Below are 25,701 nucleotides of genomic sequence, written 5' to 3' on the forward strand. Positions count from 1 at the left end.
GGAGTTCCGAAGAGAAGCGGAAGCCATCCTCGCGGCAATGCGCGGAACCACCCATGGGCCGCCGAGCCCGCCGGCACCCGCACTGTCCGACCTGGAGCAGCAGGTTCTGGCCATCGCGGCAGCCATCCTGGGCCGGGGAGACCTGCGGCTCTCGGACCGCTACCAGGATGCCGGCGGGGATTCCCTGAAAGCAGTGCGCATCTTGTCGCACTGCTGGAAGGAGTACGCGGTTGAGCTGCCCTTGCGGCTCCTGGCGCCCACTACCACCTTCGCGGAACTGGTCGCCGCGGTGCAGGACGGCACCCGAACGGGCCCCCCGCGAGAGGACGAGATCCGGGCCGTGCCGCGCGACGGCTCGGCACATCCAGCCTCTCCTCACCAGGAGCCTCTCTACTACCTGTATCAGGCACGCCCCGATCTGCCGACCTACAACGTCCCGGTGGCGCTGAAGCTGACGGGCCCGCTGGACACAGCCCAGCTGCGGCAGGCGGTGGACGTGTTGTGCGAACGGCAGGAAGCGCTGCGCTGCCGGTTCGAGCCCGACGGCGAGGGGCACGCGGTCATGACCGTCCACGCCGCGGAGCCAGGCGTTCTGGACATCGTCGACTTGAGCTCGTCGCCCGCTGAGCGCCGCACCTCACTGGTGGAACAGGAGGTCGCCGGCGCGGCACGCACTCCGCTGGACCTGAGCCGATCCCCGTTCCGGGCCCGCCTGTTGCGGCTCGGGCCCAACGAGCACGTGCTGGTGATGACCACCCACCACGTGGTCTGCGACGGCTGGGCACTCGACGTCATGGTGCGGGAGCTGCTGAACCTGTACGCGGGGACAGCCCCGGCACCGCCCGCAGCCGGAGCCCTCGACCTCGCCGCGTGGGAACGCGAGTGCCTGCCGCGGGAGCGCCGGGAAGCGCTCGCCGGCCATTGGCGGCGGACCCTCGCCGCGGCCCCCCGACTGCTCGGCCTCCCGCTGGACCGCGGCCGCCCCCGTGTACAGAGTTACCGGGGCGGCCGGGTCCCTATTCGCTTGCCGCGGGAGCTGGCCGTACGGCTGCGGGATGTGGCAGCACGAGAGGGGGTGACGCTGTTCACCGTCCTGGCGGCGACTCTCGCCGTGGTTCTTCAGCGGTACTCGGGTCAGGACGACATCGTGATCGGCTGTCCCGTCGCGCGTCGCCGCCATCCGCAGACGCTCGACGTGATGACGCACCTTGCCAACACGGTGCCGCTGCGCCTGTCAGCCGCCGATGACCCGTCGTTGTGTGACTTCCTCGCACGCACACAGCACGAGCTGGTGGAAGCCCAGGAACACGCCGATCTTCCCTTCGACCAGATCGTCGAAGCAGTGGCACCGCACCGGAGTCCACGCCACAACCCGCTCTACCAAGTGGCTCTGGTCCTCGTGGCCGAGCAGAGGGACGTGCCGCGCCTACCGGGCATCGCTGTTCACCGGACCGACCTCGGCACCGGGACGTCGAAGTTCGACCTGTCGTGGTTTCTGCAGGAGCGTGGCGGCGCACTGGAGGGCTACGTCGAGTTTGCGACGGATCTGTTCGACACCACGACGATAGACCAACTGATCCGCCACTTCGGCAACGTGATGGAGAGCATGCTCGACTCGCCCATGGAGCGGCGGGTCAGCCGTCTGCTGCTGACCGATGACGCCGAGCGGCGTCATCTGCTGGCGCGGTTCGGCGCCGGCCGCCGTGGCGGGACCGTCCCGGTGACCGAGGCCTTCACAGCCCACGCCGAGCGCCGACCGGAGCACCCGGCGCTGTGGTTGCCGGATCGCCGCGTCACCTACCGCGAGCTCGACCGGCTGAGCGATCGGATGGCCGGCAGGCTCATCGCCCGGGGCGTTGGTCCGGAAACACTCGTCGCGGTCCACCTGCCGTGGTCGGTCGCTCAGGTCGTGGCGCTCCTCGGGGTGCTCAAGGCGGGCGGCGCCTTTCTTCCCCTGGACAGCCCATGGCCGGCCGAGCACGTGCGGTCCGTGGCGGCGGACTCCGGCGTGACGCTCACTGTGACGTCGGCCGCCGGCCAGGACCTGTTCTCGGGTGGGGGGACGGCGAAGGTGCTCCTGACGGGAGACGACGAACTCACCGAACCCGACGCCGAGGCGGAGAAGAGGAAGGACGCGGCAGACGGTGGCGGAGCCGTGAACCGCGCCGTCGTGAGGGACGACGGTCTCGCGTGTGTCGTACCCACCGCGGGTCCCTCTGGTCGGCACATGGGCGTGGAGCTGACACACGCGTGCCTCGCCGACATGACAGCGGAATCGGCCCGCGTCGTCGGATTCACGACACGCACACGTGTGCTGCCGCTGACATCACCCGGCCACGACACCGCGTTGTGGGAGGCGACCCTCATAGCGCTGGTTTGCGGAGCCACCCTCTGCCTGGCCCCGCCCGACCCGTCCCGCGCCGATCCGCCGATCGACGACATGATCAGGGAGCTGGGCGCGCACGTGCTGTTCAGCCCCCCGGCCGTGCTGTCCGTGATCGACCCGGCGGCGGTGCCGGACGTACAACAGGTGATCATCAGCGGTGACCGCGTCCACGCGGAACTCCGTGACCGGTGGGCGCAACGAGCACGTGTCTTCACCACCGGCGGATCGACGGAAGTCCCCATCGTGCGGAGCATGACCGGATGGTCCAGCAGTGCGTCCGGGCCCCAGCCGTTCACCGCCCCTTCCACCGGGATGCGGCTGTACGTGCTGGACCAGAGCCTCCAGCCGGTCCCCCCGGGAGCCGTCGGAGAGGTCCACATCGGTGGGGGCGCGCCGGGAAGGGGGTACAGGTTCCGGCCGGGGCAGACCGCCGAGCGCTTCATCCCGGACCCGTACGCGCAGCCCGGCGCCCGTATGTACCGGACAGGAGAGCTGGTCCGGCTCGACCGGCACGGAGCGCTCGAGGCCGTGGGTCGCAGGAACCAGGAAGCCGGGGAACGGAGCTCCTGGACAGAGACGGGGGCCGGCGAGAACTGCGAAGAGGTCGCCGTACAGACCAGGGCCGTGGCCGACACCGAGCCGGAACCTATGGAGAAGAATCCCCCCGACCTCGCCACCCTTCTCGACCGGCTCGACGCGATGACCGATGAACAGGCCGCCGCCCGGCTGGAGTCCCCGGAGAATGCGCGATGAACATCGACACCGGAACCGGAGTCGGCGGGACCAGGTCAGCACCGGCTTCTGGTTCACGCCGCGCGGTCGGGCTGGCCGGCACCTTCGTCCTGGACAGCTTGGCCAATTCCATCGGCTGGTGGTTGAGGAGGCTCCAGGCGGCCCCGGAGATCAGGGTCGCACCGTATGGCCAAGTCCTGGAGCCGCTCGTGGACGCAGGAGGGCCGTTGAGCGGCGACCTCGACGTCAGCATGGTCGTCTTGCGGGTCGAGGACCTGCTCCGGCCCGGAGGTCACGATCGATGGCACACACCTGGCACCCAGGAGATGGCCCGGGCCGATGCCTTGTTGGGCGAGATCCTCCATGCACTGGGGGAGGCGTCGTCCCGTTCCCCCGCGAACTGGCTCCTGGCCGTCACCCCAGCGTCTCCCGCTGCGGCCCTGGACACGGTCGCGGGCCCCTGGATCCTCGGTGCCACGGAGCGTGTTGCGAGAGCGGCGCAGGCCATGCCGTCCCTGCGCGCCGTCCCCGTGGAAGATCTTCCCGCGCTCTACGGCGTCCCCGCGGTGTACGACGAGTTCGCCGACCGGTCGGCGCACCTGCCGTACTCGGAGGAGTACATCGTCGCGCTGGGCACACACCTGGTGCGGATGGCTCACGCCGCGTGGGTGCCCCCGCGAAAGGTCATTGTGCTGGACTGCGACAACACCTTGTGGGACGGCGTCTGCGCCGAGGTGGGACCACGTCGGGTGAGCATCACTCCGGCCTTCGAGGGTGTGCAGCGCTTCATGCTCGCCCGGCGGGAGGAGGGCATGCTGCTCTGTCTGTGCAGCCACAACGAGGAGACCGACGTCAGGGAGGCGTTCGACAGTCATCCCGCGATGCTGCTCCGCTGGGAGCACATCACCTCCCATCGTTTCGGATGGACCGCCAAACCCGATCTGGTGACCGAGATCGCTGCCGAACTCGGACTGTCCGTCGACTCCTTCATTTTCGTCGATGACGATCCGCTGCAGCGAGACCTGATGCGGCAGCGCCACCCAGGCACAGCCGTGGTGGACGTGCCCGAGTCTGCGGAGCACATCCCCGGGGTGCTGGCGCACAGCTGGGTGTTCGACCGCTTGTCGGTCACTGAGGACGACAGACACCGTGCCGACAGGTACCGGGACGAAAACCACCGTCGGCAGGCTCTCAACACCACGGCGAGCTATGAGGAGTTCATGCGCCGGTGCCGGTTACAGGTGCGGATGACGGTCATGGACAACACAGACCTGGAACGTGGTGTTCAGCTGGCGGCCCGAACCAATCAGTTCAATCTCACCGGTGCCCGGACGGGCGAGGGCGAACTGCGCGGCCATCGGCAGGACGGGGGCCTCGCATGGGTGGTCCGTGTCACCGACCGCTTCGGGGACTACGGCACCGTCGGACTGGTCCTGGCGGAGATCGCCGGTCCCTGCCTTGACGTCAGCACCTTCCTCCTCAGCTGTCGCGTGCTGAACCGCAGGGTCGAACACGAAGTGCTCGGACAGCTGCTGGATGACGCGAGAGGTCGTGGACTGACTGCCGTGCGCCTGCGCTATCACAAGACCACCAGGAACGAACCGGCACGCAGATTCCTTGAGGCCGTGGCCGGAAGGCGAATTGACGACGACGCCTACGACGTGACGCTACCGGTAGCAGCCACTGCCCCCTCGCGTTTCCGCGTCGCCGGGAATCCTGATCGCTGAGGAGAATCTGATGGCTCAAGACGAACACAGCGCACGTGTAGCGGATCTGTCACCTGCGAAGAGGGCTCTGCTGGAACAGTGGACCACGGCGCGGGAGGGCGCTGGCCGAGCGGTCCCGCCGACACCACCCGCCACCGACACGGAACGGCTCCTGCTGCGGATTTGGCGCGATGTTCTGCGAGTCGACGAGATCGGCGTCGATGACGACTTCTTCTCCCTCGGCGGCGACTCGATCGCCAGTCTCCAAATCGCCGTCCGTGCTGCCGAATCAGGCTTGAGCATCAGCTCCCGCCAGGTACTCGAGGCCGAAACAGTAAGCCGTCTGGCAGAGCTGGCCGTGCCCACGGAACGTTCCGGCCAGGACGCGGCCACCACAGGGACGGTGCCACTCACTCCAATTCAGCGTTGGTTCTTCGAACAAGAATTGCCTTACGCCCATCGCTGGGACCAGACCATTCAACTGGTGGCATCCGTCGCCCTCGACGAGGACGTTCTGCGCCGGGCGCTCGCTTCCCTCGTAGGCCACCATGACATCCTGCGGGCGCGGTTCGTCGCCGCCGGCGGAACGTGGCACCAGCACGTGCCCGACGACACGGAACCGGTGCCCCTCCGCGTTGTCGACCTGTCCGGCGCGGACGGTCCCGCATCCGAGGAGGCCAGGTCGACGGCCGCCAGGGCCCTTCAGGACGACATCGATCTCGGCAGGGGCCCACTGCTGTCGGCGGTCCTCTTCCGGTTCGGCCCTACCGGTCAGGACAGGCTGATGCTGGCGGTCCATCACCTTGTTGTGGACGGGGTCTCTCTCCGGGTGCTCGTCGAGGACCTGGATCTGGCCTACCGCCGCCTCTCCCGGGGGAGGCCCGTGGAACAGCCGGCCCGCACGACATCGTTCAGGCACTGGGCACAATCGCTGCAGCGGTTCGCCGGCCAACCGGACGTGCAGAGCCAGCTCGGCTACTGGCGCCGTGTCCCCAGCGCCGGCGCCGCACGGCTCCCGGTCGACCATGAGGACGGTCCGAACACCGTCGGATCGACAGAGACGGTGTCCGTGCGAACGGACAGCCGAACCGGCCGGGCTCTGTTGTGGGAGGTCCCCAGGAGCAGCCGGGCGTCCGTACATCACGTTCTCTTGGCCTGCCTGTTGCTGACGTGGTGGCGATGTCACGGCATCACCTCCCTCCAAGCCGACCTTGAGGGACACGGCCGCGAACCCATCGACTCCACCACCGACGTGTCACGCACCGTCGGCTGGTTCACCACGATGTTCCCCGTCGTGCTCCACGCTCCGGACGGCCCGGAAGCAGGCAGCCTGACAGCAGCTTTGGACTCGGTACAGCAGGTGATGGGGGACGTCCCCATGGCCGGCATGGGATACGGCGTTCTACGCTATCTGAACCCCGGAGCCGGGAGCGGTCTGGCGGACCTGCCGCAGTCCCAGCTGAGCTTCAATTATCTGGGCCGGTTCGAGCCCCGGACCGCCGAGGACGCCGTTTTCCGAGTCCCCCTTCAAGTGCCCGGTCTGCTCCAGGACCCAGCCGTGCCACGGCGGTACCTCCTTGAAGTAGCGGCGACAGCCGTGGATGACGAACTCCTCGTGACATGGACCTACAGCCGGAGCCGGCACCGACCCGACGCCGTCCAACGGCTGGCGGACGCCTACATGTCGGCACTGGCAGAAGCGACACTACTGCTGGGCTCGGCAGGAGGCCGGTGATGCCCGGCGCGGACGGGCGCTGTGGAGTGGCGGCAGAGGCCGACGGCCTGGCCGACGAACTCAGGCGGCACCCAGGAACACGGGAGGTGCAGACCCGTGTTCGCGGTGACGTGATCGACATCGAGGTCACCGTGCACCCGCGCTGGTCCGCGGTGGTGGGCGGCCATCAGAGGGTTCGTATGCCCAACGGCATGGCCGTTGTGCAGCAGCGGGGTTATGAGACCGACTACCTGTACCAGGAGATATTCGAGGACCACTCCTATCTGCGGCACGGCCTGTGGCTGCCTGAAGAGGCCGTGGTGATCGACGTCGGCGCCAACATCGGCATGTTCGCGCTTTACGTCGCGGCGGTGTGCCCGACCGCCCGAATCCACTCCCTCGAGCCTTCCCTGGAAATCTTCGAACTGCTGAGGACGAACCTTGCACTCTATGCGCCGAACGCCATACCGTACTGCTGCGGCGCCAGTTACGAGGACGGTCGACGGCAATTCACGTTCTACCCCAACTCATCCGTTTTCTCAGGCTTTCATGCCAACCTGAGAAATGACCGGGCCGCTGTCCGGGCTGCCATTGACGGCAGCTTCGGGATGAACGACGAGATGGTGCCGGAGTTTCTGCTCGGAGAACTCATGGAAAGCCGTCTCGACGCCGTGAGCTACACAGTCGAGACTCGCTCGCTGGCCTCGCTGATCGCCGAATCACATCTTGATCGGGTGGATCTCCTCAAGGTGGACGCGGAGCGGGCGGAGATGGAGGTGCTGGGCGGTCTTTCCGAGGCCGACTGGCCGCGGATCCGGCAGATCGTCCTGGAGTCCCATCAAGGTCCGGAGCAGCACAGGATGATCGCTTCCATGTTGAGGGAACGGGGATTCACCGTGCTGGTCGAGGACCTGCCCGCTCTTCGTGGCACGGGATTCGCCAACATATACGGTCGCCGGGAGGAGGTGGAAATGCAGGCACGGTCCGGTGCCCGGACGGGTGCCTCGGGGTCGCAGATGCCACTGTTCGAAGCCGGCCTGCTCGACGAGGTGGAGATCGTCGCCCTCGCACGGCATCTGGGAATTCATGAGCGTATCGAGGCACGTGTGCGGGTCGAACCTTCCTAGGGGTGACAGCCCACGTAAAGGCAAGAGGAACATTCGCTCCGCAACATCGACGTATGAAACGGGAGCAGTCATGTTCGACGACGAAAACCCGTACATCTATACCGTGGTGGTCAACGAGGAAGAGCAGTACTCCATCTGGCCGCAGGACATGGCCATTCCCATGGGCTGGCGGGACACGTGTTTCGTGGGCCCCAAGGAGGAATGCCTGGCTCATATCGAGCGGGTCTGGACGGACATGCGCCCACTGTCACTGCGGCGTTGGCTGGACGGTGCCACCGGGCCCAAGGGGCAACAGCGGGCCCAAGCTGCCAAGGAAACGAGGAGCGCCCACAGTGACCTTGACCGACGACCAATTGCGTGAGTACAACCGCAAAGGTTTTCTCCTTGTCCATGACGTCTTCGACGCCGAAGAACTGCGGTTGATGGGAGAAGAGGCGGCTTCCGAATTCTCCGTGGACGGCCCGCGCCGCGTCATGGAGAGCAACGGGATGCAGGTCCGGGGTGTGCACGGATCCCATCTGTACTCCCGGTTCTTCGGCGACCTTGTGAGGGTGCCGCGACTCCTGCGGCCGGTGCAGCAGTTGCTGGGCAGTGATGCCTACGTCCACCAGTTCAAGATCAACGCCAAGAGAGCGTTCGGCGGAGAGCTCTGGGAATGGCACCAGGACTTCTACTTCTGGGAGCACGAGGACGGTATGCCTGAGCCGAGGGCGGTGAACGTCGTCATCCACCTGGACACTGCCAGTGAGTTCAACGGACCGCTGATGCTCATTCCTGGGTCCCATAGAGAGACGGGAGTATCGGCGGAGGAGAACACCGCCGAACCGGAGGGGGAGGGGTGGGAACGCACGGTCAGCGCCAGGCTGAAGTACCGAATCAGCACCGAAACGCTGCGCAAACTCGTCGACACCCACGGCATCACCTCGATCAGGGGCAGCTCCGGATGCATCCTGTTCTTCGATCCGCGTGTGGTGCACGGCTCCGTTGGCAACATGACGCCCTACGACCGCAGCCTGGTGATCGTTTCCTACAACAGCACGGAGAATCTGCTCCGGGACGTTCCCCATCCTCGCCCTGAATTCCTGGCCGCCCGAGAGTACGGCGCATTGAAGCCATTGTCCCGGGACCTCTTGACGCGCGCTGGATCCTGAGAGAAGGTGCCATGCTGATTTGCGGGCTGAAACTTACGCATGACGGAGCCGTGGCACTCGTCGACGGGAATCTCCTGATCACGAGTGTGGAAACCGAAAAGCTCGACAACGGGCACCGGTATTCGGAGCTCGGAGACCTCGCAGTGGTCGAGTCGGTCCTCAAGGACGTCGGGCTCGGTACGGATGACGTTGACGCCTTCGTCGTGGACGGTTGGGGATTCGGCGAAGACCGGCCCGTGGTCACGACCCGCTACCGCGGCAAGGACGTTCGTCTCGCGGTGGCCCCCTACCGCGAGTCGCGACTGGACGACGACACCACTGCTCCCCGCGTTTTTCGGGGACTGCCCTGGAAAGAGGCCGCCTACAGCAGCTACAGTCACGCGGCCGGCCATGTCTTCTCCTCGTACTGTGCCAGCCCCTTCGCGGCGACGGGACAGCCCGCGGTGGTCCTCGTCTGGGACGGCGGGGTGCTGCCGAGGTGTTACCGCATAGGTGCCGCCCCGTCAGTCGTGGAGAATCTGGGCCCGGTCTTCGGGCTCATCGGCAATGTCTATCCGACATTTGCCATGCACTTCCCTCCGTTTCGCCCCGAGGACCTGGGCGACGACGACCGTGCCGCCTACCGTCAGCTCACGGTGCCGGGAAAAGTGATGGCCTACACCGCGCTGGGCGAGGTGAGGAGCGACCTGTGCGGCGTCTTCGATGACATATACGACCAGCACCTGACCGTGTCGCTGGAATTCGCCGGGAAATTCTCGGAGGAGTTCCTCGTGCGCACGGCGGACCGCGATGTCCGGCCCGCCGATGCGATGGCGAGTTTTCAGCACTGGGCGGGTGGCCGTCTGGTGCAGGGTCTGGCCAGTCTGCGACAGCGGTGCCCGGACCTCCCCACGAACCTGGTGCTGAGCGGCGGTTGTGCCCTGAACATCAAGTGGAACGCCAGAATTCGGGCCAGCGGGCTCTTCGAGCAGGTCTGGGTGCCACCGTTCCCCAACGACTCAGGCTCGGCACTTGGCACGGCCTGCGCCGAGATGGCGCGGCTCACCGGGAGCTCCGTTCTGGACTGGTCCGTCTACAGCGGACCGGACATGAGCGTCGGGGAAGCCGTCGACGGCTGGGCCGGCAGTCCACTGGACGTCCCTGGACTCGCGCGGCTGCTGCACGAGAGCGGCGAGCCGGTTCTCGCGCTCCACGGCCGTGCCGAACTCGGCCCCCGGGCACTTGGCAACCGCAGCATTCTCGCAGCACCGAACCGGGCCGAGATGAAGGACCGTCTCAACGAGTTGAAGGGCAGGGAGTACTACCGTCCGGTCTCGCCGATCTGCCTCGAACACAGGGCACCCGAAGTCTTCGACCCGGGCATGGCGGACCCCTACATGCTGTTCGAACACCAGGTCCGCGAGACCTGGCGGTCGCGGGTCCCGGCTGTCATGCACCTCGATGGCTCGGCACGGCTGCAGACGGTGAACCATCGCCAGAACCCGGTCGTGGCCGAGCTCCTGGAGGAGTACGCACGGCTCAGCGGAGTCCCTGTGCTGTGCAACACGAGTGCCAACAACGCGGGGCGGGGATTCTTTCCCGACGTCGCTTCGGCGCTGCGCTGGGGGAGGACCCGGTATGTCTGGAGCGCCGGCCAGTTGTGGACGCGCACCGGGGACGGGGCGGGCGATGACCACTGAGCCGGCAGCCTGCGCCTCCGCACCGGTCGGCTCCGGCGTGTACGAGCTGACACCGCTGCAGAGCGGAATGCTGTACCACACGGTGCGGGCCGAACGGCCGGGACCCTACGTCGAGCAGTTCGTCTTCTATGTCGACGGCTCCCTTGACATGCAGGCCATGAAAGCGGCCTGGAACGACGTGCTGCGGCACCACCCCGCACTGTGTACACGCTTCGCCTGGGAGGGCCTGACGGACCCACTCCAAACAGTGGTCCCCGAGGCCACCGTGCCGGTACGGGAACACCACCTGGGCGACGACCCGATGGGTCATGAGGAGGAGCGGTTTCTCGCGGCGGACCGGTCGGAGGGGTTCGACCTCGGCAAGGCCCCGCTGATGCGGCTGACGATTCTGCACGGCGGCACCACCACCGCGCTCGTGTGGAGCCTTCACCATCTGATCATCGACGGCTGGTCGATGCCCATCGTTCTGCGGGATGTCGCGACCGCCTACCGCGCTCGATCGGCCGGTGCGGTCCCCGTTCTGCCCGTGACCAGGCCGTTCGGCGACTTCGTGGACTGGATGCGCGGCCGGTCCGACGACGGCGCGGCGAAGGAGTTCTGGCAGAGCCGCATCGCGGAATTCTCGACGCCGACCCCGCTGCGGCTCCTGCCGGGGGCGTGCGAAACCTCGGTCGGTAGGACCTCGGGAGCGGTGGCGACCAAGGATCTGCGGGCCGGCCTGAGCGCGAGGATCACCGCGGCGGCTCGTCAGGCCAGGGTCACCGAAGCCACCTGGTACCAGGGAGCGTGGGCGCTCACGCTGAGCCGGCTGTCGGGAGAGCGTGATGTTCTCTTCGGGATCACTGTGTCCGGACGGCCTGCCGAACTGCCCGGAGTCGAGAGCATGGTGGGCCCGTTGATCAACACCCTGCCTCAGCGCATCGTCATCGACGAACGGGCGTCCCTGCGTGAGTGGCTCCGCGGGATCCAGCGCCGCCACTTCGGCATGGAGCCGCACCAGCATGTCGGACTCGGCACGCTTCAGCGGTGGAGTTCCGTCCCGGCGGGAACCGCGCTCTTCGAAAGCATCCTGGTGTTCGAGAACTACCCGGGGGAGACCCTGAGGTTCGACCTCGGCGATGGCAATGCCCTGACCCTGAGTCAGGTGATCGAGGACACCGGGTATCCGATCACCTTCATGGTGCTGCGCAGGCCTGAGGGAGTCCGCCTGCAAGTCCTCTACGACGAACGCATGTACTCCGCCGACACCGTCGCATCCCTGCTGGGCCGGGTGGAAAGTCTGCTCGACGCCATGGCCGTCCGCGTTGACAGGCCCCTCGCCGAACTCTCTCTGACCACTCCCCGGGAACTCGACCTCGCGCTCCAGGAATGGAACCGGACGGGCGGCCCGATGCCGGATCGCCCCGTTCACGCCATGGTCGTCGAACGGGCCCTCCAAGCCCCCGAATCGCCGGCGCTGGAGGAGGCCGGTCACCGCCTGACCTACAGGGACCTGCTGGCCCGCAGCGAGAGTCTCGCCCGTGCCCTGGTGGACCGGGGAGCGGGACCGGACACCGTCATAGCCCTGTTCCACAGACGCTCCGCCGAGCTTCTGGTGAGCGTGTTGGCGGTCCTTCGCGCAGGTGCGGCCTTCGTCGCCCTCGACCCGGCCAATCCGGACGCGCGCCTCGCCCATGCCCTCGAGGATTCCGGTGCCGTCCTGATCCTCACCGAAACCGCGTTCGGCGGGCGGCTCGCCGACTGCCCGGTGCCGCGTCTCCTGCTCGACGGTCCGTGGCCCGACGGCCAGGGTCTTCTGCCCGACCGGGAGTGCCTCGACAGCCTGGCCTACATCACCTACACATCGGGGTCCACCGGCACGCCGAAAGGCATCGCCATGCCCCATCGGGCCGTCTCGAACCTGATCAGCTGGCAGTTGCGCCAGTCACCCGTGCGACACACCGGCAGGACGTTCGCCTATGCCTCGCTGAGCTTCGACGTCTCGTTCCAGGAGATCTTCGGGACCTGGTGCGCGGGCGGCACTCTCGTCCTGGTCACCGACGCCGACCGCCGCGACTTCGACAGACTGCCGCAGGTCGCCGCGGAAGAGGCGGTCCAGCGCTGGTACCTGCCGGCCGCGGCGCTGACACACGTGGCGGCCGGTGCCGTCGGGAGAGGCGTCACGGTGCCCTCACTCGGCGAAGTCATCCCGGGCAGTGAGCCGCTCCATGTGACGCCGGAGGTCCGGTGGCTGCTGGCCGCCGCGCCCGGCTGCAGGCTGGAGAACCAGTACGGCCCCTCGGAATGTCACGTGGTCACCAGCCACGTCGTCGAAGGACCCCCGGAACTGATGCCGGAATGGCCTCCCATCGGACGACCGATCTCCAATACCCGTATCTACCTCCTGGACGACCTGAAACGGCCTGTCCCGGTCGGGGTGACCGGCTTTCTGTACATCGGCGGCATCTGCCTGGCACGCGGCTACGTCAACCGCCCCGCCGTGACAGCGGAGAAGTTCGTGCCCGATCCCTTCGCCGGCGTTGCCGGCGCGCGCATGTACGACACCGGGGACCGCGCGTACCAGGCACCGGACGGCACGTTGCATCTGGTCGGACGGGTGGACAACCAGATCAAGATACGCGGCTACAGGATCGAACTGGGCGAGGTGGAGACGGCCCTGCGAGCCACCGGCCTGGTCCGGGAAGCAGTGGTGGTGGTGCACGCCCAGGGCGCGGAACGGCGGCTGGCCGCCTACGTCGTACCTGTCGACCCTCCCCACGACGAGACGGCCTTCGGGGACAGGCTGCGCGAGCTGCTGAGCACCACCCTGCCCGAGTACATGGTTCCGTGGTCCGTCACGGCGCTTCGCCGCATGCCGCTCACGGTCAACCGCAAGATCGACCGCAAGGCCCTTCCCTCCCCTCGGCAGCCGGTCGCTCAGGCCGTCTCGATCCCCAGCCGGCCGGCGGCGGTCCTCATGACGGGGCTGTGGCGGGAAGCACTGGACCGGCCGGTCGTCGACTTCGACGGGGACTTCTTCCGCATGGGCGGCCACTCCATGCTGGCCTTGCGGCTGATCGGCCGGGTCCGGAACGCGTTCGGCGTACCGGTCGGCCTCGGCAGCCTCTTCGACGACCGTTCGCCGCGACGTCTGCTGGGACGGATCGACGAACACGTGGGCGGTGCCGACGAGGCGGACAGAAGAGCCACCCGGTTCCTGGAGCAGGCCGACCCGGGGGAGCACCAGTGACGGGCGCCATACCCCCGGTTCCCCCCGCACGCGGCGATGCCCAGGCCGCGTCCGCGGGGCAGGAATCCATGTGGCTGTTCGAACAGATCACCCCGGGTACGGCGGCGTACCATCTACCGGCCTCCTGGGAGATCCGCGGCCCGCTGAGCGTTGAGGGGCTGGCCGGGGCGCTCAGACACCTGGTGGCACGACACGAGGTTCTGCGGACGACTCTGCACGATACGCAGTCGGGCCTCGTCCAGGTGGTCCGGCCACCCGAGCCGGTCGCGATCCAGCAGGTGGACCTGCGTCCGCTGCCGCCCGGCGCCCGCTCTCGGGCGGCAGCGGGGGCGACAGCCGAATTCATTCGGCGACCTTTCGACCTGTCCGCCGACCGGATGCTGCGTTCCCTGCTGCTCAGACGCGGTGAGGAGCGATGGCGGCTGGTGCTCACTCTGCATCACGTGGCATGCGACGCCGCGTCCTTCGCGATCCTCAAGGAAGAACTCCGGGCCGCCTACACGGCGATCGAGAACGGCCTGCGGCCCGTGATGGGCAATCCGGCGCTTCGCTACGCGGACTTCTCCCGCAGGTGGCAGCGGAACACCTCGGGCGGTGTGACGCCGACGGGGGCCGGCGCGCGGGAGGACACGGAGACCCGGCGCCTGGTGCTCTCCGCCGACCGGACGCTGCTGCCGGCCGATCGTCCCCGTCCCGCGCGTAGGCCGGGCAGAGGTGAGGTCGTCAGGACAGAACTGCCGGAAGCCGGTGTCCGGGCACTCATGCGCGAGGCCGAAGCACGGGGAGCCACAGCGTTCACGGCGTTCCTCGCGGTGTTCGGGCTCCTCCTCGGGAAGTGGTGCGGAGAACCGTCGGTGCTCGTCACGACCCCCGTCAGTCGACGGGACGGGCCGGACGTCGAACGGACCGTGGGGCTGTTCGCCGAGCCGGTGCCGCTGCTGCTGGACGCCACCGTGACCGATGTCGGCCGTTTGCTGACCGGAGCCAGGACAGCGGTCCTCCACGGACTCGACCTCGTCGGCGGCCGTCACGACGCCGCACTGAGCTCCGCTCTGCGGGCCGCTCGGCTCTCGTTCGCGGTGGAACACACCGGGCCGCGTCACTTCCGGATGGGCCGAGTCCGGGCCTACGAGCTCCCGACGCACACGGGCGTCTCGCGGTTCGATCTGGCGATCCGTCTGGAGTACGGCACCGACGGCTGCCGAGCTCTGTTCGAGTACGACACCGATGTCTTCGAGCGGGCCACGATCCTGCGGGTCGCCGACCATTACGCGGCCCTGCTGACAGCCGTCGCCCGACCGGGCCCCGGCGGCCGTATCGACTGGCCTTCGAGCCCGCGCAGCGACCAGGTGGCTCAGCGCAGGCTCGGACGTGGTGTCCGCCGCCCCAGCCCGCCGACGGTCTGCGAGAGGATCGCCGCTCATGCCGAACAGACGCCGGAAGCGGTGGCGCTGCGGTACGACGGCCAAGAGATGACCTACCGGAGCCTGTGGCAGACGGCAGGGGAGATCGCCCGAACGTTCGCCGCTCACGGAGTGAGGCGGGGCGACAGGATCGCCGTCTGCCTGCCGCGCTCGTCGCACCTGGTGGTGACCGTCCTGGCGATCCTGCGGCTCGGCGCCTGCTTCGTGCCGCTCGACCCCATGGATCCCGTCGCACGGCGCAGTGCCCTGCTCCAGGGCGCGGGCGCCCGGGCTGCTGTGGTGAAGCGGGGGACGAGCTGCGGAGACTGGCCCGGAGCCGTCATCGACGCAGACGCGGTCACCGGCACTGAACCGGCTCCCGCACGACCGTCTCCGCTGCCCGGTGACCGTCCCGCTCCCGAGGCGGTGGCCTACGTGATCCACACCTCCGGGACGACCGGCGCCGCCAAGGGTGTTCCGGTGACCCACGGCGGCCTCGCCAACTATCTGGACTGGGCCGTCCACGCCTACGATCTCGGCCCCGGCCGACAGATGCCCCTGCACACACCGGTGGCATTCGACCTCGCCATCACCAGTCTGCTCGGTCCGCTGGCCGGTGGCGGGACCGTGCGTGTCGTGACCGAGGAGGAGCTCGACCGCGCCTTCCCGGCGGACGAGCATCGTCCGGATCACGTGGTGAAGGCCACGCCGACCCGCCTCGACATGATGCTCGCCCGGGACCAGGCCCCCCAGGGCGCTGATGTCCTGATCCTCGGCGGTGAGAACCTCACCGGTGAACAGGTTCGGCGGTACAGCGCGGCCCTGCCGACGTGCCGCGTCGTCAACGAGTACGGCCCCACCGAGACTGTCGTCGGGTCGGTGGCCTGGACTGTGGTCGCATGTCCGGACGAAGGGTTCGTGCCCATCGGCCTGCCGATCGACAACACAGACGTGCGGGTGGTCGACGCGGCCCTGCGTCCGCTTCCCGTCGGCGCCTGGGGCGAGCTGGTGATCGGCGGGGCTGGCGTCAGCCAGGGGTACCGTGACCGGCCGTCCCTGACGGCGCGTCGCTTCCCTCCCGATCCGTTCAGTGGTGCCCGCGGGGCTCGCCTCTACCGCACGGGCGACGTCGCCCGATGGACTGCCTCGGGACTGCTGGAGGTACGCGGCCGCCTGGACGACCAGGTGAAAGTCCATGGCCACCGTCTGGAACCAGGCGAGATCGAAGCCGCACTGCGCAGCGCCCCAGGAGTACTGCAGGCGGCAGTGCGGGTGGAACAGGGCAAAGCCGTCTGCATCGCCGGCTACGTCCAGCTCGCCGGCACCGCGGACACCGACGACGCGTCGCTGCGGCCGGTGCGGCGCTGGCTCGCCGACCGTCTCCCACCGCACCTGACCCCGGATGTCCTCATCGTGCTGCCGCGCATGCCCGTCACCGGCAACGGCAAGCTCGACCGTGCGGCTCTGCCGGCCGTCTCGCCGCCGCCACCGCTGTCCGGCGGCTCTGCACCCCGGGCCCACTCGGCCGTGCACGACCTCGTCGCGGAGGCGTGGGCCCAGGTCCTCGGGGCCGAACGGGTGGACCCCAACCGGAACTTCTTCGAAGCCGGCGGCACCTCGCTGCTGCTGATGAAGCTGCACAGACTGCTCGTCGCACGGGGGTTCGGGACGCTCACAGCGGTCGATCTGTTCCGCTACACGACGGTCTCCGCGCTGGTGGACCGTCTCGCGGCGGAGACGACCCCCGCTCAGGACCTCGACCGGGCACCGAGCACGCCACGTGCACAGAAACTCCGGGTCCGCCGCAAGCGGGTGAGGACCCGCCATGGAAAGGGAGAAGCAGATGCCTGATCCACACGACCAGAGCCCGCAGGACGCCATAGCCATCATCGGTGGCGCATGCCGGTTCTCGGACATCGAGGGCATCGAGGAATTCTGGGCCGCCGTCGCTGAAGGCCAGGAACTCATCGACAGGTTCCCGATCGGCACCCGGCCGGCGTTCTACGGCGACGACACCGCCGTGGAACTGGTACCGGCCGGGGGAGTTCTGCGTGACGCGGACTGCTTCGACGCGGACGTGTTCGGCATGTCGCCACGGGAGGCGCTGCTCACGGATCCGCAGCAACGCTCCTTCCTGGAGTGCTGCTGGCACGCTTTCGAGCATGCCGGGCACGACCCCCGCCATTTCGACGGACTGATCGGTGTCTACGCCGGGGTCGGTGCGAACTCGTACCTGCCCGCGCTCCGCGAGCACCTGGCCCGGCAGGGCTGGGACGACAACCCGATGAGCATCGATGTCGGCAACGAGAAGGACTTCCTGGCTACCCGGGTCTCCTACCGGCTGGATCTGGCAGGACCCAGTCTGACGGTGCAGAGCGGTTGTTCGACTTCCCTCGTGGCGGTGCACTTGGCCTGCCAGAGCCTGTTCGATTACGAATGCGACATGGCACTGGCGGGCGGCAGCTCCATCGCCATGTCCAGACGGCAGGGGTACCCCTACACCGAAGGCGGCATCCTCTCCCCGGACGGGCGGTGCAGACCTTTCGACGAGGCCGCCTCCGGGACGGTTCCGAGCGATGGCGCCGCCGTCGTCGTCCTGCGGCGGCTGGAGGACGCCCTCACCGACGGTGACCACGTGATCGCCGTCATCCGCGGTTCGGCCGTCCGCAATGACGGAAGCCGGAAGGTGGGCTTCACCGCACCCGGTCATGACGGGCAGGTCGGAGCCATACGGTCGGCCTGCGAGGCGGCAGGTGTCGACCCCGCCTCCGTCGACCTCGTGGAGGCTCACGGCACGGGCACTCAGCTGGGGGACCCCATCGAGTTCGAGGCCCTGCGCACGGTGTACGGAGCGCCGCGCGACAGGGCACGGCCGTGCCGCGTCACCGCGGTGAAGTCGATGCTCGGACACACCGACACGGCGTCCGGGGTGGCCGGGCTCCTCAGCGCCGCGATGAGCCTGCGCGATGGCGTGCTGCCGGGCATCCCGACGTTCCGCAGGCCCAGGCCCGACCTGCCCCTGGAAGGCAGCGGACTGGAGGTTGCCGCCGGCTCCCGGCCGTGGGACCCGCGTTCGAGCCCTCGCCGGGCTGCCGTCAACTCCCTCGGCGTCGGGGGCACGAACGCCCATGTGATCCTTGAGGAGGCCCCTAAGCCACGGCCGTACCCCGAGCCGGCCGGACGGTGGAACATCCTGCCGCTGTCGGCCCAGACCCCCGAAGCGCTGGACAGCGTACGCGATCGGCTGCGGGAACACCTCGTGAACGGCGGTGAGCACCGCATCACCGATGTGGCGCACACGCTTCAGCAGGGGCGTGCTGTCATGCCCTTCCGGGCCGCAGCGGTTGTCGGGGACCGTCACGACGCGGCGGACCGCCTTGCGCGTGGCTCGCTCGCCGCGGAGCCGTGTGTACCCGCCGACAGGGATCGTCCGATCGTCTTCCTCTTCCCCGGCGGCGGTGCCCAGCACGCGGACATGGTTTCCGGTCTCTACGGTGGTTTGCCGCTTTTCGCACAGGCACTGCGCTCCGCGACCGCAGAGGTGAAAGACCAGCTCGATCAGCGTCTGCTCCACTGGTTGTCCAGTGGCGCGGATCCGTCGAAGGCCCGCGGATGGGTCGAAACGGTCGGCCTCGGCCTGCCCGCTCTCTTCCTCGTCGAGTACGCACTCGCCCGCTCGCTGACAGAACTCGGTCTCCGGCCGACGGGAATGCTGGGCCACAGCCTCGGCGAGTACGCGGCCGCGTGCCTCGCCGGGGTGATGAGCCTCCCGGACGCCTTCGCGATCGTGCGCGAGCGCTCGCGACTGCTGGCAAGTCTCCCCCCGGGAGCCATGCTCTCCGTGCCTCTTCCGTACACCGAGGTACGTGATCTGCTCAACGGTCACCCCCTGGACATAGCGGCGGTGAACTCGGACGACACCTGTGTCGTGACCGGTCCGGCTGTCGCCCTGGACCGGATGGCGGCACGTCTTGAGGCGCGCGGGGTCGAATCCGTACCGGTGCCGCTGGCGACGGCCGCCCACTCGCGTGAGGTGGACCGCCTGCTGGACTCCTTTCGGACCGCGGTGTCGGCGGTGGAGCTGCGCAGGCCCACTGTGCCTTTCATATCGGACATCACGGGGGAGTGGGCCGACCCCGAGACGGTGACGACCCCCGAGTACTGGGTGCGCCACCTGCGGGAGACGGTCTGGTTCGCCAAGGGCCTACGGACCGCGCTCGCCGGTGATGTCCCGCCGCTGCTGGTCGAGGTGGGCCCCGGGCGAACGCTGTCCTCACTGGCCCGTCGCCAGGCAGGCTCGGATGCGCCGGTGTTCGCTCTGTGTGGGCACCGCGACGACCACCGGCCGCAGCAGGAACTGTTCCTCACCGCCGTAGCCGGAATGTGGGCGGGCGGCCGTGAGGTCCGCTGGGAGGTGCTGCGGGATGGGCCGGCCCGTCGCGTTCCGCTGCCCCTCTACCCGTTCGAACGGGTCCGGCACGGAACCGGAGGGGTCGGCTCTGGTTCCCGCCCGGCGCCCTCGAGCCCTGCCCCACCGCCCTCCGTCGAGGTGCGGGCGCACGGCTGGCGCCGGCATGTGCCCGGGCCGCCTCAGCCCGGGCCGGAACGTCCCTGGCTGTTGTTGTCCGACGAATCCGAGACGGCGCTGACAGGCCTGCTGGCCGCTGGGCACCCCATCCGGCCGGAGAGGGGCGAGCATCTCCCCACCGTGGTCGCCTCCCGCGCCGCGGATGGTCCGGTGAACGTCGTATACCTCGCCGGACCGGGGGACGGAGCCGGGCTCAGAGAACGCTACGACCACAACGTCACGGTGGCCGCCCGGCTCGGACGGTCGATGAGCGGCTGCGAACCGGGCAGTGTGAGGCTCACCCTCGTCGCGGAAGGCCTGCTGGATGTCAGCGGCGACGAGCCACCCGATCCCGCGATGGCGCCGTTCCTCGCCCTGGCCCCCGTTCTCACCGCCGAGACCGGATTCCCGGCCCGTGTGATCGACATTCGGCCGCGGGACACGCACCTTCCGAGGGGGGACAGGGAAAATTGCGGCCTCGTGTCGGAGATCGTGGACCCCGATCTTCCGGAGGTCGCCGCCTGGCGTGCGGGGAGGTGGTGGGTTCCCGACGAGATCCCCCAACAGCCCGGAGCGGGCCACGAGACGTTGCCGGAGAATCCGGTCGTCCTCATCACGGGCGGCTTCGGAGGGGTCGGTGCGGAACTGGCGGCACACCTGGCCCGTACCCGCAACGCGCGGCTTGCCCTCGCGTCCCGGTCCGGTGGCACGCATGACCGGTCCGCGACGCCGGCCACGGTCGCTGATGCCACGGAGGTGCTGTCCATCAGGGCGGACATGTCCGTCCCAGCCGAGGCCGAGGCCGCGGTGAAGCAGACGGTGGCGCACTTCGGCCGTGTCGATGCCGTTGTCCACGCCGCCGCGGTGCCGTTCGGCGCGATGCTGGAGGTCCGTCCTGACGAGGCCCCCGTGGATCTGCACGGCTCGAAGGCCGGCGGCGCCTTGGCGCTGGCCGGGGCTCTGCGGCACCACCCGCAGGCCGTACTCGTCCTGACGTCCGCCCGGCAACCCCGAGCAGGAGCCCCCGGATCATTCGACTACATGGCGGCGAACGGATTCCTCGACGCATGGGCGCAGAGGCTCCGGGCCGAGGGCCGGCGAGCCGTCAGCATCGCCTGGGACAGGTGGCGCGGTGTCGGCATGGCCGTGGCGCTGGAGAAGCGACATGCCGAACTCACGGGCGAGCACACGGTCTTCGGCATGGACCCGCGCCAGGCCGTCGACGCGTTCGACCAGTGCCTGGCACTGGCAGCGGCGGGTGAAGCGGTCGTGACAGTGGCCGCCCTGGCGGAGCAGCAAACCTCCGAGAGGCCTTCCGGATCCAGGAAGCCGCCGCTGAGTGAGCTCCCCAGCGCACTTCCGCGGCAGGCCCGCAGCCCCGCCCTCGGCGAACGCGCGATGGCGCGAACCGGTCTGGAAGAGGGACTGGTGTCCGTCTGGGAACAGGCTCTGAACATCACCGGCCTCGGTGTGACCGACAACTTCTTCGCGCTCGGTGGGGATTCCCTCATCGGCATGCAGATCTGCGCCCGTGTCCGTACCACGCTGTCGTATCGCCTGTCGGTACGGACTCTTTTCGATCATCCAAACGTCCGTGAACTTGCCGCTGAACTGCAACGGGGGAACGAATAGGAAACAATTCTCAGTTCCTTCCCTAGGGTTGATCTGCGACATCCGTGACAGTTTTTGGTGCCCGCGACGCCTTCCTTTTCGCTGCCCACATTCTCGCGATCGCTCGCGCCCATTGACGGGGTGACAGGTGATTTCGCGCTTCTCTTTCATCCATCAATTTCACTCGCTACGATGCCAGTATCTCGGCAGTTTCCGATTGCGGAGCCGGTACTCGCCCCGATCGTGCTCAAGGACCAGAATGTCCATCTGATGGGAATGGAATCCTCATGTTGCCGGGCACCTGCCTGCACAATATTTTCAAGGAACGCGCTCGTGCCGCACCGGAACGGATCGCCCTCTCGACGCCGGAGGGGACGATCTCCTATGGGGAACTGGACGCACGGAGCGACCGGTTGGCCGCCCGGCTCACCGGTCTGGGTGTGGGCCCGAACGTACTCGTCGGGCTGTGTGCGCGCCGGAATCCCGAAGCCATCGTGGGAATGCTCGGTATCCTGAAGGCGGGTGGCGCCTATGTACCCATAGATCCCGGTTATCCGGATCATCGAATCGATTATCTGCTGACAGATTGCGCGGCCCCGGTCGTGGTGGCTGCGGCGGACACCGCCGACGTGATGAACGGTCGGCATCCGGTGATCGTGTGGATCGAGGGCGAAGAAGTCGTCGCCCCCGACGCGGTGACGCCGGACAGTGGTTCTCCGCCGGCGCAGGCGACCGAGGACGACCTCGCGTACGTCATCTACACGTCCGGTTCGACAGGGGCCCCCAAAGGCGTGACCATTGAACACCGCAATGTAGTGCGGCTGTTCACCCAGACCCAGCCCTGGTTCCAATTCGACCACCGGGACACGTGGTCGCTGTTCCACTCGATCAGCTTCGATTTCTCGGTCTGGGAGATGTGGGGCGCGCTGTTGCACGGCGGACGGCTCGTCTTGCTGCCCGAGACGGTTTCCCGCTCGCCGGCTCTGCTCGTGTCGCTGCTGCGATCCGAAAAGGTGACCGTTCTCAATCAGACGCCCTCCGCCTTCCATCAGCTGCTCGCCGTGATGTTCGCGGACGGAAGGGCGGGCGGCGGAACCTCCGGTATGGCGCTGCGACTGGTCATCTTCGGCGGGGAGCGACTTGATCCTCGGATGCTGGCACCGTGGATGGAACGGCACGGCGATCGGCTTCCGGCCCTGGTCAACATGTACGGGATCACCGAGACCACCGTGCACTGCACCTATCGGCAGATAACGGCGGCGGACCTGCGCACGGGCGGTGTGAGCGCCATCGGGGTGCCCTTGCCGGATCTGCGGGTGCATGTGCTGGACCCCGACCAAAAGCCGGTGCCGGACGGCGTGCCCGGCGAGATGTACATCGCCGGTGCCGGGCTGGCCCGTGGCTACCTGAACCGACCGGAGTTGACGAAGGAACGGTTCGTGTCAGCATTGCCCGGAGTCGATGAGCCGCGGCTCTACCGGTCCGGTGACCGGGCAATGCGGCTGCCCGGGGGCGAGCTTGTTTACATGGGGCGAATCGACCACCAGCTGAAAATCCGAGGGTATCGAATCGAGCCGGCTGAAGTGGAGGATTGCCTGTCGGGTCTGCCGGGCATCGCGGGCGTGGTCGTCACCTCACGCGACTTCGGGGGCGGTGATGTCCGGTTGGCCGCCTACCTGGTGCCTTCTGACCCGTCGGCTGCGGGTGCCGAAAACAGGCCCCGGCTTGTCTCCGCGGCGGAGAGGCATGCTCGGTCGATGCTGCCGCGACATCTTCGTCCGTCCTTCTACGAAGTCGTCTCAGAACTTCCTGTGACCGCGAATGGAAAGGTGAATCGAGATGCGATTGGCAAATAAGTACCTCGCACGGAAGGAACCGCTGTCGTGACCACTCTGCCCAGCGCGCAAGAATCCGCCACAGACATTCACAGCTCGGTTAGCGAACTCGCTCGAAGCGTTCTGGAGAGGGGAGACATCGATCCGGCCATGGACTTGTTCGATCAGGGTGCCACGTCCCTGGCCTTCATCCGGCTGATGGCGCAGCTGAACGAGAAGTACGGCATCACGGTCGACGTTGCCGGCCTGGAGGAAGCGACGATCGATTGTTTGGCGGCCCTCGTGCATGCGCAGACGGCCGGCGGCACCTCAATCACGGGAAAGGACGGACGATGACGAACGCAGTGCAGCAGAGCTTCCAACCCACTCCGGAAGAGGTGGCACAGTTCCACGAACGCGGCTACATGGGGCCCTTCACGGTCTACGAGGTCGAGGAGATGAAGCGACTGTGGCGGCGTGAGCGGCTCCAGTTGATGGACCGCAGTATGGCCGTCTACGACGAGGGCGACGCGCAGGCGGGGAACACCAACATCGCCAACTACGACCGTCACCTCGACTCCGGCTTCCTGGCCGACCACATCTGCCGACCGGAAATCGTCGACCGGGTGACCGCGGTGCTCGGGCCCGACGTCCTCTGCTGGCGCTCGGAGTTCTTCCCGAAGTATCCCGGTGACGAGGGGACCGACTGGCACCAGGCCGACACGTTCGCCTTCGCCTCCGGCAAGCCTCAGATCCTGTGGCCGGAGTCCGAAAAGGAATTCGGCGGGACGATCACGGTGTGGACGGCGTTCACCGAGGCCGCCGAGGACACCGGCTGCCTGCAGTTCATCCCGGGAACTCACCGCACGATGCAATACGACGAAGCCAAGAAGATGCACTACCAGCCGAACAAGATCAACAAGGCGAACAAGGACGGCGTCACGCGCGGCTTCTACGGCTACGACTACCGGGAGCTGCAAAAGGACCCTGACTGGCGGCCCGAGGAGGACCGGGCCGTCTCGATGGTCATGAAGCCGGGTGAGGCGATTCTCTTCTGGTCCACCCTGATGCACGCGTCGAAGCCGCACTCCGCGCAGGACAAGGAGATGCGGCTGGGGTTCGCAGGCCGGTACGTGCCCACCTCCGTGGCGATCTACCCGGACACTGACGACGTCGACGAGTACGGCGGCCGGGTGAGCCTGAGCCAGTACGGTGCGGTACTGGTGGCCGGCGTCGACACCTACACCCACAACCGGAAGGTGACCGAGACCACAAGGGGCCACGAGTTCCGTGTGAGGTGACGTCGTCGGCCCTGGGAGGCGTCGAATGCTGGGACTTGGCATGACAACGGCCGTCGCTCGTCTTGCGGAGTCGGTCCTCTCGGTGAGGCCGCTCACCGATGCGTTGAGCCCACCGGTCCGGATCGTCCCGGTGGCCCGCGGTACCGCCGCTTCATCCGCCGACTGGCCAGAGGAGCGGTGGCAGGCGCTGCGCGATCTGCTGGACCGGATCGCCCGGCGTGCCGGCGTCGCGGGACTGACGTTGGCTCGTGACCAGGCGCTCGACGACCTCCAGATGTTCGAGCGGGTGATCAGCCGTCGGTTGGCACTCGCGGATTGGGTGGACTGTGCCTCCGCGGTGCCCGCGGATCGGTTCGGCGACGTGGACCAGGTCGTCGCCGACACCATGGCGAACAGTTTCGACGTGTTCGCCAACAAGGAGATCATCTCCTCCTCCGACGGCGTGCCGTTGCCTGTGTACGCGGCCGGTCAGGGCGACGAAGCCGCTGTGCTCGTGCTCGCTTGCGGTATGCCGGCGGTGCTGGCGGAGTCATGGGTGCGTTTTCTCGCGAGGGACCGCCGCGTACTGACCTGGGAGAGCCGGGGACTGTTCGGCGAGGCCGGGCATCCCCGCGACCATGCCGTCGGCATCACAGCCCAGGTCGCCGACCTGTTCGCTGTACTGGACCACTACGGAGTCGCCGGCGCACACGTCGTCGCCCATTGCGGCGGTGCGGTCATCGCGCTGGCGGCTGCGACTGACCGGCCGCGGCGCGTATCCTCCCTCAGCCTCTGGCACGGCGCGTACGGCTTCGCCGACAGCCCGCTGGAGACACGGCATCAGCGGGGACTGGTGGATCTGATGACCACGGCCGCCCGCAGCCGTGCTGCTGCCCAGGTCGTGCACGCCGCGTTCTGTCAGGCGATGCTCACCAGCAGCCTCGCCGATGTTGCCCACCTCGTGCTGTACCCGTACGCCAACACCGAGCTCCTCTACCAGTACTGCCGGCTCAACACGCGGATCACCAGCACCGACGTCGGACAGTACCTCGCCAGGGTGCACCAGCCGACGCTGGTGGTGACCAGCGAGGACGACGACGTCGCCCATCCGGCCGGTTCGGAACGGGTCGCCGCCGAGCTGCCGAACGGACGACTCCGGGTCGAGGCACACGGAAACCACATCTCGCTCTTCAACGCGGACGAAAGGCTGTTGCAGGTTGCCGCGGACTTCATGACAGAACACGGCATCGAGGCTGTCTGACACCAGCTTCGTGACGCCGCCCTGTGTCACGCGAAGCGATC

14 protein-coding genes are annotated in these 25,701 nt (G+C 67.9%); all 14 read left to right on the top strand.

The features are described 5' to 3' along the window. Positions 1–37 precede the first annotated feature (37 nt). The 14 genes from ACZ5XS_RS38420 (at position 38) to ACZ5XS_RS38485 (ending at position 25,660) form a co-directional block, all read left to right on the top strand. Positions 38–3,139 (top strand): non-ribosomal peptide synthetase, encoded by a 3,102-nt coding sequence (locus ACZ5XS_RS38420; RefSeq protein ID WP_468659381.1) that lies wholly within the window; start codon positions 38–40, stop codon positions 3,137–3,139. Next, positions 3,136–4,845, top strand: coding sequence for an HAD-IIIC family phosphatase (locus ACZ5XS_RS38425; RefSeq protein WP_468659383.1), 1,710 nt, complete (start codon positions 3,136–3,138; stop codon positions 4,843–4,845). Before ACZ5XS_RS38420 ends, ACZ5XS_RS38425 begins: the two co-directional genes overlap by 4 nt. Positions 4,846–4,855: 10 nt before the next feature. Beyond that, positions 4,856–6,559 carry a condensation domain-containing protein gene (locus tag ACZ5XS_RS38430; RefSeq protein ID WP_468659385.1) on the top strand — a complete coding sequence of 568 codons (1,704 nt, stop codon included), beginning with the start codon at positions 4,856–4,858 and terminating at the stop codon, positions 6,557–6,559. After that, positions 6,559–7,665, top strand: coding sequence for an FkbM family methyltransferase (locus ACZ5XS_RS38435; RefSeq protein WP_468659387.1), 1,107 nt, complete (start codon positions 6,559–6,561; stop codon positions 7,663–7,665). Before ACZ5XS_RS38430 ends, ACZ5XS_RS38435 begins: the two co-directional genes overlap by 1 nt. Positions 7,666–7,735: 70 nt before the next feature. Then, positions 7,736–8,026 carry an MbtH family protein gene (locus ACZ5XS_RS38440; protein ID WP_468659389.1) on the top strand — a complete coding sequence of 97 codons (291 nt, stop codon included), beginning with the start codon at positions 7,736–7,738 and terminating at the stop codon, positions 8,024–8,026. Next, on the top strand, positions 7,998–8,816 hold the full coding sequence (locus ACZ5XS_RS38445) for a phytanoyl-CoA dioxygenase family protein (protein ID WP_468659391.1): 819 nt from the start codon (positions 7,998–8,000) through the stop codon (positions 8,814–8,816). Before ACZ5XS_RS38440 ends, ACZ5XS_RS38445 begins: the two co-directional genes overlap by 29 nt. 11 nt (positions 8,817–8,827) lie before the next feature. Beyond that, the gene (locus tag ACZ5XS_RS38450) at positions 8,828–10,495 is read left to right on the top strand and encodes a carbamoyltransferase N-terminal domain-containing protein (RefSeq protein WP_468659393.1); all 1,668 of its coding nucleotides are present in this window, start codon (positions 8,828–8,830) and stop codon (positions 10,493–10,495) included. Then, the gene (locus tag ACZ5XS_RS38455; protein WP_468659395.1) at positions 10,485–13,724 is read left to right on the top strand and encodes a non-ribosomal peptide synthetase; all 3,240 of its coding nucleotides are present in this window, start codon (positions 10,485–10,487) and stop codon (positions 13,722–13,724) included. The genes ACZ5XS_RS38450 and ACZ5XS_RS38455 overlap by 11 nt, the downstream gene beginning before the upstream one ends. After that, complete coding sequence (locus ACZ5XS_RS38460) at positions 13,721–16,978, top strand: non-ribosomal peptide synthetase (protein ID WP_468659397.1); 3,258 nt, start codon at positions 13,721–13,723, stop codon at positions 16,976–16,978. The genes ACZ5XS_RS38455 and ACZ5XS_RS38460 overlap by 4 nt, the downstream gene beginning before the upstream one ends. Continuing rightward, positions 16,971–21,326, top strand: a complete 4,356-nt coding sequence (locus ACZ5XS_RS38465) for a type I polyketide synthase (protein WP_468659399.1) — start codon at positions 16,971–16,973, stop codon at positions 21,324–21,326. The genes ACZ5XS_RS38460 and ACZ5XS_RS38465 overlap by 8 nt, the downstream gene beginning before the upstream one ends. A 266-nt stretch (positions 21,327–21,592) precedes the next feature. Then, positions 21,593–23,161: an amino acid adenylation domain-containing protein gene (locus ACZ5XS_RS38470; protein ID WP_468659401.1), complete on the top strand. Its 1,569-nt coding sequence runs from the start codon at positions 21,593–21,595 to the stop codon at positions 23,159–23,161. Between the two features lie 27 nt (positions 23,162–23,188). Further along, a complete protein-coding gene (locus tag ACZ5XS_RS38475; protein WP_468659403.1) occupies positions 23,189–23,476 on the top strand; it encodes an acyl carrier protein in 288 nt (95 codons plus the stop codon). Then, the gene (locus tag ACZ5XS_RS38480) at positions 23,473–24,420 is read left to right on the top strand and encodes a chlorinating enzyme (RefSeq protein ID WP_468659405.1); all 948 of its coding nucleotides are present in this window, start codon (positions 23,473–23,475) and stop codon (positions 24,418–24,420) included. Before ACZ5XS_RS38475 ends, ACZ5XS_RS38480 begins: the two co-directional genes overlap by 4 nt. Before the next feature lie 40 nt (positions 24,421–24,460). Continuing rightward, positions 24,461–25,660, top strand: coding sequence for an alpha/beta fold hydrolase (locus tag ACZ5XS_RS38485; RefSeq protein ID WP_468659407.1), 1,200 nt, complete (start codon positions 24,461–24,463; stop codon positions 25,658–25,660). Positions 25,661–25,701: the final 41 nt, after the last annotated feature.

The organism is Streptomyces sp. NPDC033131 (assembly GCF_055578365.1).

Bases quoted from the DNA above. Each gene is read 5' to 3' on its own strand.
- ACZ5XS_RS38420 (WP_468659381.1), top strand. From the start codon at position 38: ATGCGCGGAACCACCCATGGGCCGCCGAGCCCGCCGGCACCCGCACTG.
- ACZ5XS_RS38425 (WP_468659383.1), top strand. From the start codon at position 3,136: ATGAACATCGACACCGGAACCGGAGTCGGCGGGACCAGGTCAGCACCG.
- ACZ5XS_RS38430 (WP_468659385.1), top strand. From the start codon at position 4,856: ATGGCTCAAGACGAACACAGCGCACGTGTAGCGGATCTGTCACCTGCG.
- ACZ5XS_RS38435 (WP_468659387.1), top strand. From the start codon at position 6,559: ATGCCCGGCGCGGACGGGCGCTGTGGAGTGGCGGCAGAGGCCGACGGC.
- ACZ5XS_RS38440 (WP_468659389.1), top strand. From the start codon at position 7,736: ATGTTCGACGACGAAAACCCGTACATCTATACCGTGGTGGTCAACGAG.
- ACZ5XS_RS38450 (WP_468659393.1), top strand. From the start codon at position 8,828: ATGCTGATTTGCGGGCTGAAACTTACGCATGACGGAGCCGTGGCACTC.
- ACZ5XS_RS38455 (WP_468659395.1), top strand. From the start codon at position 10,485: ATGACCACTGAGCCGGCAGCCTGCGCCTCCGCACCGGTCGGCTCCGGC.
- ACZ5XS_RS38465 (WP_468659399.1), top strand. From the start codon at position 16,971: ATGCCTGATCCACACGACCAGAGCCCGCAGGACGCCATAGCCATCATC.
- ACZ5XS_RS38470 (WP_468659401.1), top strand. From the start codon at position 21,593: ATGTTGCCGGGCACCTGCCTGCACAATATTTTCAAGGAACGCGCTCGT.
- ACZ5XS_RS38480 (WP_468659405.1), top strand. From the start codon at position 23,473: ATGACGAACGCAGTGCAGCAGAGCTTCCAACCCACTCCGGAAGAGGTG.
- ACZ5XS_RS38485 (WP_468659407.1), top strand. From the start codon at position 24,461: ATGACAACGGCCGTCGCTCGTCTTGCGGAGTCGGTCCTCTCGGTGAGG.